At 60.1% G+C, this 16676-nt stretch carries 17 protein-coding genes; 1 reads left to right on the top strand and 16 read right to left on the bottom strand.

Translation table 11 applies throughout. The features are described 5' to 3' along the window. Positions 1-4: 4 nt before the first annotated feature. Positions 5-724: an ABC transporter permease gene (locus tag RD1_RS19235; protein ID WP_011570250.1), complete on the bottom strand. Its 720-nt coding sequence runs from the start codon at positions 722-724 to the stop codon at positions 5-7. Further along, on the bottom strand, positions 721-1614 hold the full coding sequence (locus RD1_RS19230; protein WP_011570249.1) for an ABC transporter ATP-binding protein: 894 nt from the start codon (positions 1612-1614) through the stop codon (positions 721-723). The genes RD1_RS19235 and RD1_RS19230 overlap by 4 nt, the downstream gene beginning before the upstream one ends. A gap of 110 nt (positions 1615-1724) precedes the next feature. On the opposite strand from RD1_RS19230, the gene RD1_RS19225 reads away from it, so the two are divergent. Then, the gene (locus RD1_RS19225) at positions 1725-2501 is read left to right on the top strand and encodes a LytTR family DNA-binding domain-containing protein (protein WP_245897144.1); all 777 of its coding nucleotides are present in this window, start codon (positions 1725-1727) and stop codon (positions 2499-2501) included. A gap of 40 nt (positions 2502-2541) precedes the next feature. Here the strand turns inward: RD1_RS19225 and RD1_RS19220 are convergent, their stop codons facing one another. The 14 genes from RD1_RS19220 to RD1_RS19160 all read right to left on the bottom strand — a co-directional run bounded on the left by RD1_RS19220 (position 2542) and on the right by RD1_RS19160 (position 16251). After that, positions 2542-3477 carry a TonB family protein gene (locus tag RD1_RS19220; RefSeq protein WP_011570247.1) on the bottom strand — a complete coding sequence of 312 codons (936 nt, stop codon included), beginning with the start codon at positions 3475-3477 and terminating at the stop codon, positions 2542-2544. After that, positions 3474-3848, bottom strand: coding sequence for an ExbD/TolR family protein (locus tag RD1_RS19215; protein ID WP_011570246.1), 375 nt, complete (start codon positions 3846-3848; stop codon positions 3474-3476). The genes RD1_RS19220 and RD1_RS19215 overlap by 4 nt, the downstream gene beginning before the upstream one ends. Next, a complete protein-coding gene (locus RD1_RS19210) occupies positions 3845-4201 on the bottom strand; it encodes a biopolymer transporter ExbD (protein WP_011570245.1) in 357 nt (118 codons plus the stop codon). Before RD1_RS19210 ends, RD1_RS19215 begins: the two co-directional genes overlap by 4 nt. Beyond that, on the bottom strand, positions 4194-4868 hold the full coding sequence (locus RD1_RS19205) for a MotA/TolQ/ExbB proton channel family protein (RefSeq protein WP_011570244.1): 675 nt from the start codon (positions 4866-4868) through the stop codon (positions 4194-4196). Before RD1_RS19205 ends, RD1_RS19210 begins: the two co-directional genes overlap by 8 nt. Then, positions 4865-5266, bottom strand: coding sequence for a hypothetical protein (locus RD1_RS19200; RefSeq protein WP_011570243.1), 402 nt, complete (start codon positions 5264-5266; stop codon positions 4865-4867). Before RD1_RS19200 ends, RD1_RS19205 begins: the two co-directional genes overlap by 4 nt. A 235-nt stretch (positions 5267-5501) precedes the next feature. Beyond that, the gene (locus RD1_RS19195; RefSeq protein ID WP_011570242.1) at positions 5502-7427 is read right to left on the bottom strand and encodes a M1 family aminopeptidase; all 1926 of its coding nucleotides are present in this window, start codon (positions 7425-7427) and stop codon (positions 5502-5504) included. A 103-nt stretch (positions 7428-7530) separates the two neighbouring features. Next, the gene (locus tag RD1_RS19190; RefSeq protein ID WP_074958700.1) at positions 7531-9663 is read right to left on the bottom strand and encodes a TonB-dependent hemoglobin/transferrin/lactoferrin family receptor; all 2133 of its coding nucleotides are present in this window, start codon (positions 9661-9663) and stop codon (positions 7531-7533) included. A gap of 172 nt (positions 9664-9835) precedes the next feature. Continuing rightward, positions 9836-10147 carry an antibiotic biosynthesis monooxygenase family protein gene (locus tag RD1_RS19185; RefSeq protein WP_011570240.1) on the bottom strand — a complete coding sequence of 104 codons (312 nt, stop codon included), beginning with the start codon at positions 10145-10147 and terminating at the stop codon, positions 9836-9838. A 246-nt stretch (positions 10148-10393) separates the two neighbouring features. Then, complete coding sequence (locus tag RD1_RS19180; RefSeq protein ID WP_011570239.1) at positions 10394-11179, bottom strand: heme ABC transporter ATP-binding protein; 786 nt, start codon at positions 11177-11179, stop codon at positions 10394-10396. 1 nt (position 11180) lies between these two features. After that, entirely contained in the window at positions 11181-12263 is a 1083-nt protein-coding gene (locus RD1_RS19175) for a FecCD family ABC transporter permease (RefSeq protein WP_044033281.1), read from the bottom strand. Next, a complete protein-coding gene (locus RD1_RS19170) occupies positions 12253-13113 on the bottom strand; it encodes a heme/hemin ABC transporter substrate-binding protein (RefSeq protein ID WP_011570237.1) in 861 nt (286 codons plus the stop codon). The genes RD1_RS19175 and RD1_RS19170 overlap by 11 nt, the downstream gene beginning before the upstream one ends. Beyond that, positions 13110-14165, bottom strand: a complete 1056-nt coding sequence (locus RD1_RS19165) for a hemin-degrading factor (RefSeq protein WP_011570236.1) — start codon at positions 14163-14165, stop codon at positions 13110-13112. The genes RD1_RS19170 and RD1_RS19165 overlap by 4 nt, the downstream gene beginning before the upstream one ends. 258 nt (positions 14166-14423) lie before the next feature. After that, positions 14424-14543, bottom strand: a complete 120-nt coding sequence (locus RD1_RS21225) for a putative transporter small subunit (protein ID WP_216290004.1) — start codon at positions 14541-14543, stop codon at positions 14424-14426. A 34-nt stretch (positions 14544-14577) separates the two neighbouring features. Continuing rightward, on the bottom strand, positions 14578-16251 hold the full coding sequence (locus RD1_RS19160; protein ID WP_044033280.1) for a sodium:solute symporter family protein: 1674 nt from the start codon (positions 16249-16251) through the stop codon (positions 14578-14580). Between the last annotated feature and the right edge of the window lie 425 nt (positions 16252-16676).

The following is a 16676-nucleotide window of genomic DNA, read 5'->3' as shown; positions in this document are numbered from 1 at the left end:
CGCTTCATCTTCGCGCCCGGCGTGATGCGAATATCACGACCGAAGCGATGAGGGTCCAACCAAGCAAAAGAAGCATCTGGCGCGGCTCCCATGCGGTGCCGTCGATGGCTGCCCAGCCGAGTTCCCCCATGGCGCGGGTCGGTGTCCATACTGAGATGGCGGCGATTGGCGCGGGCATGAACATGGGCGGCACCCACAGCCCGCCCAAATAGGCCAAAGGCAGAAAAATCAGGTTGGCAACCGGAACCGCTGCACGGGCGGTGGTGACGGTGCCGAGTGCGATGCCCATCACGGTTGCAGGAATGGTTGCGACAAGGCAGACGAAAGACAGCCGTGCCCAAGCCTGCGCACTGAGGTTGATGTCGGTCATTATCCGCGCGACGACAATCACCAGACAAACGGCCAGAAGTACAAAAACAAGTGAGGCGATAATGCGCGCGATCCAGTGATTGACACGGTGCCCCGGCAGGCTGCGTTGCCATGTTGCAAATACGCTTTCCCGGTCCTGTGCCACGCTGACGCCAAACTGGAAAAACCCAACCCCCAGAACCGCATAGATGGCAAAGGAGGCCATGGCCTGCGCCGCCCAGCTTCCTTGGCCGCTTTGTGCGCCGAAAAACGCATAGAGCATGGCGGGAAACAGAACCGTCGGTACCCAGAAGCCGGGCTGTCGAAACAGAATGGTCAGGATCAGGCGGCACTCCGCGTAAAGATGGGGGGTCATGTGCTTGTCTCTTTGTGGCGTGTCCGGTCGATAAGACCCTGCAGGGTCAAGGGTTCCAGCGACAGGTCGTGAAAAGGCAGCTCTTCATGCACCATCCGGCGCAGGACGACGTCGCAATCCCTTGCGTCCATGTGCCAGCGATGCCCATCGCGAACCGCTTGCATCCACTGCGGCGCAACGGTGCCCTCCGGCAGGCTGAAGCTCAGCCGTTTGGTATTGGCGCGCGCGCGCATATCATTAATGCGCGCGTTCAGAACGCTTTCGCCTCTGTCGATCAGCGTGATGCTGTCACAAATGGCTTCGATCTCGTCCCAGTGGTGTGACGTCAGCACCAAGGCACCGCCCGTTGCGACATAAGCCTTTGCAACTGTGCGAAACGCGGCGCGCGCCTCTGCATCAAGGCCGGTTGTGGGTTCGTCCAGAAACACAAGCCCGGGCGCACCAACAAAGGCCAGAGCGAGCGCAACGCGGCGCAACTCCCCGCCTGAAAACCCGGCAACCCGGCGGTCGATCAGGGTGTTCAGGCCGAATTGCGCGCTCACCTCGTCCGACCGGGGCTGCCGCCCGTAGCATGCGGCGGTGTAGTCCAACAGTTCGCGCGGTGTGAGCTGGTCTGGAAAATCCGTCGCTTGCGGGGTCGCACCGGTCAATTTTCGCGCCGCCGCACTGCCGGCGGGATGGCCAAAGATCTGTGCACTTCCCTGGTCTGGCGTCATCAGTCCCATCAGCATGGACAAGGTTGTCGATTTGCCTGCACCGTTGGGGCCCAGCAGTCCGAGGGCGGATCCTGCCTCCACCTGCAAGCTGATGTCCGAGACAGCCTGAACCGCGCCAAACCGTTTCGCCAAGCCAGTCGCGCAAAGAGCCAGGTCCCTGTTTTTTGAAGCCATGAGCGATCCCGAGGTTTGCTAACGTCTGTCAAACACGTATTCACGGGGATATGACCCGAACCAAGCCGACTTTCGTGCCCGACAGGAAAAACCCCGCGAAAAGCAGCCCGATGTCGTTGGCGCTTCGCCAACTGCAGGTGACGCTCACCCGTCCCGTTTTCTGGATTGTCATATGCGCCGTCGTGGTTTTGACGGCGATGGCGGGCCCTTACTATACATTGGAGCGGTTGAGCTTTCCCGAACGTCTTGTCTATTGGGGCACGGCTTTGCCGTTGTCTGCGCTGACCATGACGTTTCTGTCGATCCTGACCTACAGGCTGACAGACAACATGTCCCTGAACTGGGTGTTTGTCGCCGTTCTTGCGGGTCTGGCTGGCGTCCTGCCGGTGGTGGGCAGCGTGTATCTGAGCGAGGGGATGGCGACGGGTTTTGCGGCTGGCTGGCTTGATGGTGTCGGGTTCCTGCACCTGACGATGTACATCGTCCCTTCTGTCGTCGGGGTCACGCTGGTCATCAATGCGCTCTTCGAGTTCGGAGTGCTTGGGCAGCAGTCTGCCGTGTCTGAACCCGCCTTGCCAAAACCAACCCTGTTGCAAAGCAAGTTGCCGCATCATCTGGGCACGGCGATCGTCACGCTTCAGGCACAGGATCACTACGTGGAAGTGACGACGTTGAAAGGTCGCGCGACGGTCCTGATGCGCCTTGGTGATGCCATCCGCGATCTGGAACCGCTCGGCGGGCTTCAGGTGCACCGGTCCTGGTGGGTAAATCCTGCCTACGTCCGTCGCATTGAAACCGGCAAAAGCGGACAGGAACTGGTGATGCAAACCGGCATAAATGTACCCGTCGGCCGCAGCTTCCGAAAGGCGGTGAAAGACGTTCTGTGAGCAGGGCCACACCCTACGGGTCGTGTTGGTGGCGGTTGTGTCATCTTGACTTGATACTAATGACGAATTGTTTTTGCGCACCCGGTGGGGGTGGGGGAAAGGGTGCCGCGCGGCGGATAAGGTTGAGGGCGGCCCGGTCTAGATCCTGATTACCGGAGGATTTGGCCAGACCGACTGATGCAAGCCCGCCATTGCCCGCAATCTTGAAAGACACCCGCGCCACCCCGCGCGTGCGTGCGCGCGGCAGGGGCTGTCGGGCAACTGCGGCAGATACACGGCCGGGGTAGTTTGACACATCCGCATTGCCTGCGGTTTGTGCGATTGCGCTGCCTTGGGTGGTGGACGTGCCGGTTCGCACCCCCGTCGCAGCGCCGCGTCGGGTATCTGCCTGTGCGTTTCCGCGTGGTTGCGGTGTGGCTTGCGCGCGGGCAGTCTGCTCTGCTTTGGCGCGTTCCATGATTTCGGGCGGGCGGGTTTTGGGCCGCATGGACAGGGTCGGACTGTCGGTTTCCTTTGCAACGGGTGACGTGAATGCTTCGGCAGTGACGGGTTCGGAAAGCAATGCGCCTTGTGGCGTGACGGGCGCAGATGCAACATTTGGTTCGGCCTGCGCAACGGATGGGGCTGTCGTGGCGAGCGGTCCCGTCACAGCAACTGTACTTGCCACTGGTGCGGTAACGGCGGCGGGTGGCATCGTGGCCGTGATCGTCGGTTCCGGGGCGATTGGCGGTTGTACGGGCTGCGTTGTCGGCGGTTGGGGTGTTTTGACAGGTTCAGCGGAAACCGGGGTGCTGACCCCTGCTGCAAAATCCTGAAAGGAGGACCCTTGCAGCGCCAATGCGCCGGCCCCCCCGGCGATCTCAACCCGCTCCGGGGCCTTGCCATATAGCACACCGGTAAAATGTGCGCCCAACGATACGCCCAAAGCAAGCAGGGCAACTGATCCAGAGGTCGGAATGCGGGACTGAAATATCATTCCAGCCCCCGCGCGGCCACAACGATGATCCGTTCCGCGCCCGCTGTTTGCAGGGCAAGGGCGGCGTCCAGCAGCGCAGAGGCTGGCGCGTCACGATCCGGCACGATGCGGGCGACCGGCTCTTCCAGCGTGCTGAAATACGCCGCCGCATCGGTGGGTTGTCCTCGGAATGTCAGGTTCCCGTCCGCTGACAATACCATCGCATCGGGTGGCGCGCGCCCTTCCAGATCGGCTGCCGTCGCGAGCGTCAGGTCAGGGTCAAGCGGGGGCGCCACGGCACCTGCCACCAGAAAGAAGACCAACATCAGGAACACCACATTGATCAAGGCGATGGTGGGTTCCAGACGCCGCCGGGTTGCGGGGCGCGTCATCGCAAGACCGTCATGGAGATGTTCGGGATGGACCGAAGCACGACCAGCACATCAATCATGCGCTGCGCTTTTATGTCCGTGTGCAGCGAGACAAAGACACGTTCGTCGCTCAATGAATCCGCGAGGGCGTCGATGTCCACGGCTACGCCGGACAAACGCAGTTCATCTTCGGTGATCTGAAGGAACTTGGCGCCGCGCGCACTTTCACCCGAGCCACCGGCGGCGGCTGTGATATCGATTTCGCCGAATTTGGAAAAGGTCGATGTCAGCATGAAAAACAGCAGCAACAAAAAGATGACATCCACCAGCGGTGTCAGCGAAAGCGCGCGCCGCTGAAAGCCGCGCCTAGGCATGGGCAGGGTCTGCCAGTGAAGCGGCCGGCTGCGTATTGCGCAGGTCCATCGGTGCTCTGGCCCGGGCGAGAGCAAGTTCGGCAAAGTCACGCTCGCGGCTTGTGCGCCCCTCCAGCCAGGTCAGCACAAGCGAGGTCGGTATCGCAACCGCCAGACCCACTGCGGTCGTCAACAAGGCCACCCAGATCCCACCGGCAAGCAGCGACGGATCGACCGCCGCCCCTGCTTCCTGCAACGCTCTGAAGGCGTCGATCATCCCCAGAACCGTGCCGAAAAGCCCGAGCAAAGGGGATATCTGCGCGATGCTGTCCAGAATGCGATAGCCCCCCTCCAATCTGGACAGATTGGCCGCCGCTTCCTTGACAAGACGGTCGTTCACGATGGCGTCCCCGGGGGCTTTCAACGCCGCCTCAATCAACGGTGCGAGATGCGATGTGCTCGCGCGTACCTCTGTCAGGGCGGCGGCGGGGTTGTTTGCATCCCTTTGCCGCAGCGCAGACCTGATGTGATCATGCCGCCCGACGCGTGCCACGCGATGTTGCCAGACCTTGTACAGCGTCACGGCCAGCGCCACGATCGACAGACACAGCAAGAGCATGACGACAGGACCACCGAGGTCGAAGATGCCCCAAACGGACTGCCGGATGGCGGAAACAGCATCCGTCATCCTTGCAACGCCACATCGGTGCGGGATGAAACGGTCAACGCATCCTCGCAATCCACATCGCTTTCGCAGGTCTGCACACCGTTCACCAGCAGACTGCCGAGCGCGGCGCAACTCATGTTCGGCAGGTCAAACTGGCGAACCCGCATGCTGCCGGCGGGAATCTTCTGAAAGTCAAACAGCGTCATGCTGGCAACGCTTCCCTTTGTGTCGAAGGCCACGGTTTCCAATACGATGCGGTTCACGTCCTGCTCAAAAGCGTTCTGCGCCACAAAGGTCAGTCGGCACGCCGCCTCCATCTGCTTCACGTTATCCAAGTGCACTGAAATCTGCGTCTCTGCGGCATAGGCCTGAGACGTCGAAAGAGCGAAAACCGCGCAAAGGCACCGGGCGAATTGCATGTTTCAGAATCCCTGATAATTTTAGTCGGAATTATGCGGAATCCGCCGAAACATGCAAGCGGCTTGGACCCGTTTGTGCCGTGTTTCAGCGTTGGTTCAGGGAATGGTCAGGCAGAATCTTGCGCAGAAACATGTGTTCTCAACGCCAGCCATGACCAAATATGCGCGGGGCACATGAAACCGATACCTGACAATCTTAACCTTTGGTATTGATGAGGCGGCAAGTCCCGCGTGATCAGTCCTTTTTGAACTGCACCGTCAAAGGGCTGTTCTGGACTGTCCACCGCCCGGTATCAGGCTGTCCCGTGCTGTTGATCACAAGATAGCTTTGCCTGCCGTAGTACCGCAGTGCAGACAGGGCGTCGGGCAGGGTTTGCACATCACGTGCGGAGATGAAAAGCCAAGGCCGGGCGCGGCGATCCACTTCGACCCAGACGCGGCTGTCGCCTGACTGGGCCATGTCCGGCGCGTCATCTTCAAAATGTGGCTGCCGCAGGGCATCGACCTGCTGCGCTGTGCCAACCGCTATGATTGCAGATGTCTCCGAGACGGTCCCATCCGAGATCGAGATGCTGGCGGGGGTGCGAAACAATCGTGCAAGCACCTGCTCGGCGATATCCCGCGCGCCGTCAGATGCGATCAGCGTCACCTCATCCGCGCGCAGAACATCCTGAAGGGTCGCGGGCAATTCACCTTCGGAGAGTTGCCGCATTGCGTGAAAACCCGGGTCTATGGACAGACTTATGGGCCTGTCTTTGACGGCGAGATTGAACTTTGCCACGGTCGTGTCAAAGGTGACCATGTGCCCTTCGCGACCCGTCGCGGTTTCCAGCACGACCGGAAGTCTGACCGCATAGGGGGTATCACCTTGGCGCAATTGAAAGCTGACCTCAAACCCATCGGCTGTGTCGGTAACGGCGGCTTCTGAAAGGGTAATCTCGGGCAGGCCATTCCTGTCCAGTGATTGGCTGAAAAAAGCATCCATGTTGCGGCCTGCTTCCGCTTCGAAGGCATCTTGCAGGTCATACCACCCCGCCGCGTCGCCATTGTGCGCATGCCAGAAGCGTTTCAATGCGGCGTCGAACACTTCCGCCCCGATGCTTTCATGCAAACTGTGAAAGACCATGGCGCTCTTGCCATAGCCCACCGACTGATTCCCGTCATGGCCGCTCGATCTGAACTCCCGCAAGGGGCGATCCCGGTTTGCGGGCAGGGCGGTCAAGGCGGCCAGCCAATCGCGCCGCATCGCCTTTGCGCTTGCCTCACTGTGCGCGGCGGCCAGCGCGTAATCGGCCTGATAGGTGGTCAGCCCTTCGGCCCAATTCCCAGCGTCGTAATCGACCCGCACACCCGAACCCCACCAGTTATGCAAGACTTCATGCGCGAGCGAGCGACCCAGCATGTAGGGGTGGCTGAGGATGTCCTCACTGATATAGGTAAGCCCGTCAAAGGCGTAACCGACCGGGATCGGTGCGGAAACAATCGCAAACCCGGCATTCGGATAGGCACCGATGCGCCCTGCATACTGTGTGATATAGCGTTCGGCAGCGGCCAGATAGTCCTGCGCGAGGCCCTGATCCTCGGGCGTGAAATACGTCCGCAAACGGATCTCGCCCGAGGGCATCTGGAGCATGCGTTCCTCGATGACGTAGGGGCCAAAGAACACATCCGCGTCGGACCAGCTTTCATCCAATTGAAAGGTTGCCGTATATATGTCGTCCGTGATGTTTTCGGAGATCAGGTCGCCTGTTACGACACCCCGGTGGGACGCCGGGGTTCTGATCGTGATCCGGTCCGCAACGGCATCTGCGTAGCCCGGCAACCACGCAAGCGCACCGATCATATAGGCCCCTGTCGCGCCTGCGCCGAAAAAGGGGTTTGTGGCGTCGATGCCGGGTACGACCCCTTGCAGGACCATGGTGTTTGAATCCGCGTCCGCGTCAGACGCGATCTCTAACCAGTCGGGCAGTTGCGCCTGTGCCAGATCGTTCGCATCTGCGCCGGGTAATGCGATGGATACCCGCGCGTTTTCGGGATCAAAGCTGAGGGTGATCACATCTGTCTGTGTGTCTGCATGGCCTTCCGGCGCACGCATCAGCAGGGCAAGCACAGCCACGGCAACGGCCCGCAAAACTGCCCCGTTTGGTCTTTGTCTGCGCATCTGTTCCAAGCCCCTTACATTTGTGGTCACGACCTTCTGTGCCAAAACTTGGTACATAGCGCCGGTGGCGATCAGGACAAAGCCGCCGAGGCGCAGGGCTGTGTCACGCAGACAGGGTGTGCCCCGCCTGCACGTGCGCACATCGCGGCCAATGATGGCGCCGCAAAGACGGACGGTGCGTCACAAAGGGGCAGAACGTCTGCGTGAGGGATACTTTGAACGAACGCCCGGGCTGGGACAGGCCGTTGGGAAAGATCGTGTATTGTTCATCGAACAGGTTATCCACGCCGACGCGCAGCGCCGTGCCATCCCACGCCCCGCGCGTTGGGGTCAGCGTGGCAAACAGGTCCAGCAATGCATATGAATCCGCAGGTTCGTTGCCGCCGGATCCGTCATCCACGCTGGCGGCGTAGGTGGCGCGCGCGCCGACGGTCCAGGTCTGATTCGGACGCCAGCCGAGCGTGCCGGTGATGCGTTCCTGCGGAATTGAGCCCAGACGATCCCCGCCCACGGTCTCGCCCCGCGGGATGCTCAGCCCGACGCCCGCAAACCAAAGCCCTGCGTCATAATCGAGTTCGGCCTCCACACCCCACAATCGGGCGTCCACGTTGCGTTGCGTTGTTGTCCCGCCGACAACACCACCGCCCGGCCCGAACACCAGTGTCGAAAAATCAATGAATTCGACCCGTGACTCGATGAAATTGTCCACCTCAGCATAATAGGCATTCGCCGAAAACCGCAGCGTATCGCCACTTGTTCGCACGCCCGTGTCCTCAAACCGGAAGCCCAGCTCGTATTGAATGGATTCCTCTTCTTCGAGGTTCGGGTTGGGGACAAATTGGTTCACGCCGCTGAACGTGATGCCGCCTCCGATGGGAAATCCGGGTGACGTGAAGTGCACGCCGTCATTGTAAAGCTCCGTCAGCGTCGGGGCGCGATAGGCTTGCGCGACATTGCCGAAAATCTGCCAGCGGTCATTCGGGCGATAGCTGAAACCAACCCTTGGGGACAAGAAGTCCTCATCCACATCGGCAAGGGTCGGGTCGTCCACATCGCGGCTGTAGCTGTCAAAACGCAGGCCGGCGATCAGGTCAAGCTGATCCGAAACGCCGAAGGACGCTTCCGCAAAAACGCCGGTGGTCTCTGCTGTGGCGTCGGGAAGCTGCAAACGGTCCGTGCCATTGCGCGTGCCGTTCTGATCGTCGCGGTAGATCTCCGCGCCGTAAACCAACGCCACCGGAATGCCCCAGTCAAACGAAGAGCGGTTGGTGATTTCCAGCCCATAGGTGTCATAGTCTGTGACATCCGCTCGCCCGTCGCGGGTGCGGTCTTCTTCGATGCGTAGCGTATTGCCGTAAAGTAGGACGGACAGATCAACCAGGTTTGAACCCTCCGGGTTGAAATCCCACGACAGCCGAGCCGTGGAGATTTCGGCATCGCGGTCCACGTCATCCTCGCTTGAGGCGGCATTCGCATTGGGCGGCGTTGTTCCGTCATCGCGATAGTGCGACCATGTAAACTCAAAACGCTGGTCCTCTGCGGGTTCAAATCCGAGTTTGAAAAGACCGTTGGTCGCGTCGAGTTCCGAGTTGCGGATGTCGCGCCCGTTGCCATCGTCAAGGTCAGATCCGAACTGACGTGTGCCGATAAAGGCCAAGGCATCCAAATTGCCCCAATCGCCATAAACCGTGGTGCTGCCGCTGAAAATATCGCCGTTCGACGCATATCCCAACCGGACGCGCGCACCGGTTGTTTGCCCTGGCCGCAGCAGGTCCGAAGGATCGCGCGTTTCAACAGAAATGACCCCGCCCAAAGCGCCTGAGCCAAAGAGGGTCGAGCCACCGCCGCGCACGACTTCGACGCGTTGCACGATATCAGGATCAAAGAAAAACCGACCGCGATGGGCCTGATTAAAATTCAAGCGCCCGCCGTCAAACCGCAACACCACCTGTTCATCCTGAAAGCCCCGGATGTTGGGTTCCTGTGAAATACCCCTTGGGCCGCCTTCGATGACAACGCCGGGGATATCCCCGATCAGCTCTTCATAGGTGTCCGCCTGTCGCTGCTCCAGCGCCTCGCCTTCAAGAACGGAGGCGGCGACGGGTGTGTCGCGGATGTCCCTTGTATCACGCAGGGCGGATTCCAGCGTGATCGGCGGCAACTCAACCGGCGCTACCTCCTGAGCCGTGGCTCCGGTCGCGGTCAAGGCGGTTGTCAGCATGAATACTTTGCGCACGTTAGTCCCCTCGGTCGGTATCAAATCCTTGCGCGGGATCTGCCTGAAACACCGAGTGGGGCACGCTTTGGCAGCGTTAATAATTTACCTGAGTAATTCTGTAAAGATTTAACTGTGCAGAAAATCAAGCCCGGAGCGCAGAATTCGGCGCACCGGACACTATTGTCGAAGATCACAAATGCTGAATCACCGAAAACCCTTCGAACTGCGGAGAGCCCTCATGCAGTTTTGCGGTTTTCCCCGCATCCTTATGCGCCAGCCGGAACGCATCAGATCGTGTCCATTCGCGAAACGCCTCTTCGGATGCCCAGACCGTATGGGAGGCATAGAGGATATGACCGTCTGAATTCTCCGGCCCCTTCAACATGTGAAATTCGACGAAGCCTTCCATGGATTTCAGGTGGCTGTCTCTGCCCAGCCACAGGGCCTCAAACGCCGCCGCATTCGTTTTGGTGACGGTAAACCTGTTCATTGCGATATACACGTGATGTCCTTTTTGATCCTGTATTGGTGATGCACATATGCGCGCTGTGTCTGATGCGGAACGCAATCGGCTGTCCTAATGGGGATTGCTGCCATTCTGGTGCGTTTGCCTGTCATTTCTGTTATCTAGGTCGCCTGCCTGTCAAAACCAAAATACCCGGTGCGTTCTCTCTCATGCGTTTTGTTCTGCGTCTGGGTCACGGTCATTCTTCTTCCTATTCGGATGCATCAGGGCTGCGGCGGTTTTCTAAAGGCGGTTGGCGGCGTGGGGCAGAACATATGTCGCGCTGTGCGGTGGCGGGGTGTTCACGCGCAACGCGCAGCCATAGGCCTGTGACAGAATGGCATCCGTCATCACCTGTTCGGGTGGGCCTGCTGCAAGGCACTGTCCGCCTGACAATATGGCCAGATGGTCTGCAAACATCGCGGTCAGATTGAGGTCATGCATGACGGCAACGACGCCGCCACCAGCGCTTGCGTAGGCGCGCGTGATTTCCATCACTTCAAGCTGATTGGCGATATCGAGGCTGGCCACAGGTTCATCCAGCAGCAGCCAGCGCGGCGCACCGCCGACGACGGGCCGCCAGACCTGTGCCAGAACCCGCGCCAGTTGGACGCGTTGCTGCTCACCGCCGGATAATTCGTGATAAAACCGATCCGCATAATGGGCCAGCCGCACCTGTGACAGGGCGGCCATGGGCGCGTCGCAGTCGCGCGCACAGACGCCCGCCTGCACGCCCAGCCTGACGACCTCGGCCACGGTAAAGGGAAAGGCAAGCACCGCGCTTTGGGGCAAAACGGCGCGGATCGCTGACAACTCCCAAGGTTTCATGCGGCTTGTGTCTTTTCCGTTCAGGCGAACGGTGCCGTCGAAAGGCAGATCCCCCGTTATGGCCCGCAACAGCGTGGTTTTGCCGGAACCGTTCGGGCCGACGATGGCGCTGACTTCGCCCGGTTTTGCACAAAACCCGATCCCGTGGAGGATGGGTGTGCGCCCCAGTTTGACCGTGATGTCAGCGGCGTCCAGCGACATGCTACATATCCACCAGATCGCGGCGGCGCAGGAGTATCCACAAGAAGACCGGCGCGCCCAGAACTGCCGTGATGATCCCGATCGGCAATTCCGCCGGTGCGATGATGACCCGTGCGATCATATCCGCAAGCACCAGCAGAATAGCCCCCAGCAAGGCCGAGTTGATCAGCAAGGCGCGATGATCCGGCCCCGTGGCCAGCCGCAACAGGTGCGGGACGATGATGCCGATGAACCCGATCCCGCCGGACACGGCCACGGCAGCCCCCGTGGCGGCGGCAACCATCAGGATGCTTGCGTTTTTCAGCCGCTGCACCGAATGCCCGATATGCGCGGCGGTCGCTTCGCCAAGGGCCAGCCCGTTCAGGCCCCGGCCCAGAAAAGGCGCGGCGATGATTGCGGCCAAGATGATCGGGCCGGCGGCGGCGACCTTTGTCCAGCTTGCCCCGGCCAGCGATCCCAGCCCCCAGAACGTCAGGTCCCGCAGTTGTTGATCGTTCGCCATATAGATCAGAATACCCGCCAGCGCACCGGTCAGCGCGGCCAGCGCGATTCCCGCCAGCAACATGGTGGCCACGGATGTGCGCCCCCGCCGCGTCGAAACACGGTAAAGCAGAATGGTCGACGCCCAAGCCCCCAGAAAAGCCGCCACCGGGATCATCTGGTTGCCCAGCCCGTCGATCAGCGTGACAGGCAGCAGCCCGCCCAGAACGATGGCGCAGATCGCGCCCAGACCCGCCCCGGCCCCGACCCCGACAAGACCCGGATCGGCCAGTGGGTTGCGAAACAGCCCCTGCATCACAGCGCCCGACACCGCCAGCGCCGCGCCTACGAGGATACCCAGCACAAGGCGCGGCAATCGGATATCCCACAGCACGACCTGTTCCAGCCGGGTCAGCGGTTCGCCCTGTGCAAGTTTGCTCAGCGCGCTGCCAAGGCTGATGTCGGTTGCGCCGACGGTCAGGCTTGCGGCGCTGATGACAAGCAGACCCGCGCCCAGCAGCAGATGGCCGAGGCGTGCGCGGCGAATGCGATCCACGGGCAAGGCGCGCGGCGCGATGTTCAGGGGTGTGGCGTCAGCTACCATAGAGCAATTCGTTAAGTTCCATCGCCGCCGCCGCCGTGCGCGGCCCGAACCCCAGAATGAACAGCCCATCCATCCTTATCACGGCACGATCCTCCGCCGCCGGTGTTGTCATGATGGCAGGCATGGCAAACAGCTTGTCGTTGCTGGCCCCATGCCCGCCGCCACGATCCATCATCAGGATCACGTCGGGGGCGGCAGCGCTCACGGCCTCGTCGGTGACCTGCTTGTAACCCTCAAAGCAGTCGATGGCATTGACCCCGCCGCTCATCTCTATGATGGACTGCGCTGCTGTGTTGGTGCCTGCGGCCATGATCCGCCCGCCCTGCGTGCTGAGAATGAACATCACGCGCTTTGGATCCTGCGTGATGCCCCTTGCGCGCTTTTCTGCCCTTTGCAATTCGGTATCGAGTTCACGCGCCAGATCGGCGGCTTTGCCGGGCACGCCAAGGGCTGCGCCGACCGCCTCCACCTTGGCCAGAATACCGGCGCGGTCATGCGCATCGGGAATCGTTACAAATGTGATCGCCGCCTCGTTCAGCACGTCGATGGTTTCGGGCGGTCCGGCGCCTTCTTCAGATATGATCAGCGTGGGGTTCACGGATAATATGCCTTCGGGCGACAGGGCGCGCAGGTATCCCACATCGGGCAGCGCAGTCGCAGCCGATGGATAGGTCGAAGTGGCATCGCGCGCGATTAGCCGGTCCTCTTCGCCAAGGGCATAGATGATTTCGGTGACCGACCCGCCAAGGGCCAGAATGCGGGGCTCCTGCGACGCCTGCGCAACGCGCGCGACAGACAGCACGCATAAAACCAGGCTTATTGCAAAACACCGGGCAAAGGGCGTTTTCATGCCGGGCTCCGTTGCTTGAGGTCTGCGAGGCCCTTCACGATTTCCTGCCACGCGGGGCGGCTGTCCTTGCCTTCTTTCGCGACACCAAAGATTTGAAAGATCAGCATCCCTTCCGCGTTGAAGGCTTCGAGGGATGTGGCCATGCCGCGCTGTGTCGGTTTTTCCACGGCCCAGACCTCGGCCACGTGATCCAGACGCAGGTGCAGGTTGAACCGCGGGTCCATGACATTCTGCCAAGGCCCCGTCGGTTTCAGCGTCGCAATCGGCCCCGTGTGAATCTGAATACACCCACGGTTGCCGGTAAAGATCATCACATCCGTTCCGGTCTGTTGCACCGTGTGTAGCGCCGCATCGACCGCGCCGGTGTCAAGCCGGCGCACGAAGGGATCACCAGCGATCCGGTACGCCCCCAAACGGTTCATCTTGAGCTTGGAGGTCAGGCGCATGAACTGGTGGGTATCCGTCATGCGCGTCCATTCCTTGCGCAGGATGTCGATTTTATCCGGGGCTGATTTGGCGGCTTCGGCGGGTTGGCGCGGGGCCAGTTGCAGGGTTTGCGGTTGACTGTGCAAGGCAAGATCACCTTTGGCCGCGTCCCATGCCGCCATATCGGATCCCTCACGCAGGAATACCTTGTGAATGGCATCACCGGCGGCATCAAAGACCTGAAGGCTGCGGCGCAATCCGGTGTCCGTCTCCTTTTCGACCATGAATGCGTGATGCCAGTGGGAGGGGAAAATCCGCAGATCGATGTCGTGGCTCAACACCATCGCCGCATGATTGCCGGGGTGGTAGTTTTCATAAAACCCCACCTTTTCATGGACACAGGCCGTATTGCGGGTAAGCGCCATCACCTCGCCAAGCGTCAGCGCCAGACCCATGACAACATCCGGATGGGCGTCGATCTTTACCGTGCCCATGCCACAGAATGCCGCCACCAGTTGTGCTTCGGAAATTCCAAGCCGATCGGCGAGGTCCCTGTCCCTTAGTTTTGGCAAGTCTTCGCGAAAAGCGCGGATGGTTTCCGGATCGACTGTGTTTTGCTCGGCCATGCTTCACCCTCGAAAGTGGTTTCATCAATGGCTGGCACTGGCGTCTGGCGCGTGGCTTGCTCTCACATCCTATGACTGACAAAATTAGTAAGGAAAGCGCGGAGTGCAAGGGCAAATTTCTATTTCTGCCCGTAAGAGCCGATTGGCAGCTCAGAGTCTCATGCGCAAAGCCGTTCGCCGGACGGTGTGAGGGGCCGGTGGGTCGGCCGCCAAAACCTTCATGGCGCACGCCGGGACCCTCAGATCCGGGCTGATCGCTTAAACGATCTTGGTGCCGTCTTTCTTTGCCTGTCTGACCTCACGCAGAAATGCGGTGACAATCACTGCCAGCACAACGGCCGAAATGAGCGGCCAGATCAGAATATACAGCGTCAACATAAGCGCGGTCCTTTCGCAGTAGGGTTTCGGGCGGTCATAGTTTTTCATCCACAGCGCGCACGGCTGCCAATGCGGCATCATCGTCAAAGCTGGTGACACGGTCGTTGATCACATTGAAATCGAACTCTTCCTTGCCGATCAGGCTAAGCGCGACGCAGATGATCGTGCTGGCGCCATAAGCCGTCAACGACCCCAGCAAAACGGTGTATTCCCGCAGGAATCCGGTGAAATACACAGCGCAGACGACGCCACCGATGGCCGCGACGGCAAAGCCGACGATGCGGCCGAAAAACCCGAAGGCCATCAGCCCCAGTACCACACCACCGCCCACGGCTGCGATGAGTTCAAAGAAGCCACCGACGATACCCCCAAGCGTGAGCATTTCAAACCGCACGACGGTGAACATGACCAAACCGCCCACGACCGCCCAGATAAACGCCTGATTGGTGACGCGGGTCCAGTAGCAGCTGGCGATCACCGGGAACACGATCGCCCCCCAGAGCGCGCCGACAAAGACCAGCATGACCAGAATATCCAGCGAAAAGCTTGCCAGGATCAGACCCGCCATGGTCGCCACAATCATTGTCAACCGGCCCAGCATGAGCATCTTGCGGGGGCTCGGGTTGCCCTTGGAAAGGTTGCGCCCGTAGATATCCGTCATCATGATCGCCGCCAGCGCCGACAGGTCGGAATCCGCCGTCGAGGACAGCGAGCCGATCACAAGAATGAAAAACAACGCAATCATAATGGGCGGCAGATAGGCCGATGCCATTTGCGGAATGATGTTATTCACATCGCCTGCATGCGGTGCGATGCCCAGCATCAGAGCCATCAACCCCAGCATGCCCAGCCCGATCACGATTGAGCCGTAGCCCAGTGTCGCGGTGATGAAAGTGGGTTTGATCAGGTCCTGCCGCACCGCGAAAAGGCGCTGCGCGATGGTCTGATTGCCGATGGCATAGGCCAGGACCGCCACAAAGAACGGCGCACCTTGCTCAAGAATGGCGGTGGTCGAAAAGAAATCGGCCTGTTCTTCGGTGATGATTTCAAAGCCGGCGGTCAATGCCTCGCTGCCGCCCGCGCTGAAATAGACCCAGGGAATGATGATCACGGCAATCGACATCATCGCCACCACCTGTGCAAAATCGGTCAGGATCGAGGCCCGGAAACCGGACCAAAGCGTGTAGGACAACACACCGATCCCCGCAATCAACACGCCCGCCTGAAAGGAGAGTGGTGACAAGACGGATACGAGCGCGCCTGCAGCCGTGAAATTCACCATCAGGCTGATCACGCTGCCAAAGAGGTTGGATATGGCAAGGATCAACTGGCTGCCGGAGCCATGGCGGGCATGCATGATCTCGGCAAGGGTATGGGCGTTGGGTGCCAATGCACGAAACCGCAGGCCAAAGGGGTAGATGAACAGGATCATCAACGCCCCCCAGAACCCGTAGTGTATCGGTCCCGACAACCCGTAATTATAGCCCGAAATGGCCGCGCCATAAAAGGACGCTGCCCAGATCCAAGTGGCTGTCATACTTGCGGCGGATATGCCAAAGCCAACCTTGCCGCTGGACACCATGAAACCATCGACGCTTTCGTCCTTTTCGTTCACGAATGTCGACATGAAAAAGGTGCCACCGTAAAAAAGCACCAAGAGAGCGATAACCGTTGCTGTAGAAAACTGAAAAAATACCGGATCAGCCATGGATTGTGTCCCCCACTTGTTCTGCACGCATATTTTTCGCAAAGCCCTTAAGGCCAGTTTACCACATTTGTCAAACCGTGATCTGCCGCAGAATAAGCATTCTGATGTGTCACAGCCTGCGCCCCTGTTTTTTCGGTGCGGGGCCGGGGCCGCGATTGGATGATCGTCTTCAATTCTGTGATGTTCTCGGGCAATTTTTTCAGGAAAACGCAGGGCCGTCGCAGCCACAAAACAACCGTACATTGATCCGCGCCACTACCCGCGTGTGTCATCACGCCACCAACTGCTGTGCAGACACGACCCGTTTGCGGCCCGGCGTAGCATTCCGCGCGAAGTTGACCCGATAAAAAGGGGCTGATGGCGGGGTATGTGCGTGGCTTTCAAAGGGCCAAGGCGCGATCTTTGTGCCCAACCGCGACCCCATC

It is taken from the genome of Roseobacter denitrificans OCh 114, from assembly GCF_000014045.1.
Classification (GTDB): Bacteria; Pseudomonadota; Alphaproteobacteria; order Rhodobacterales; family Rhodobacteraceae; genus Roseobacter; species Roseobacter denitrificans.
The sequence above is the reverse complement of the archived record's forward strand: the minus strand, read 5'-3'. Positions and strand labels throughout refer to the sequence as shown.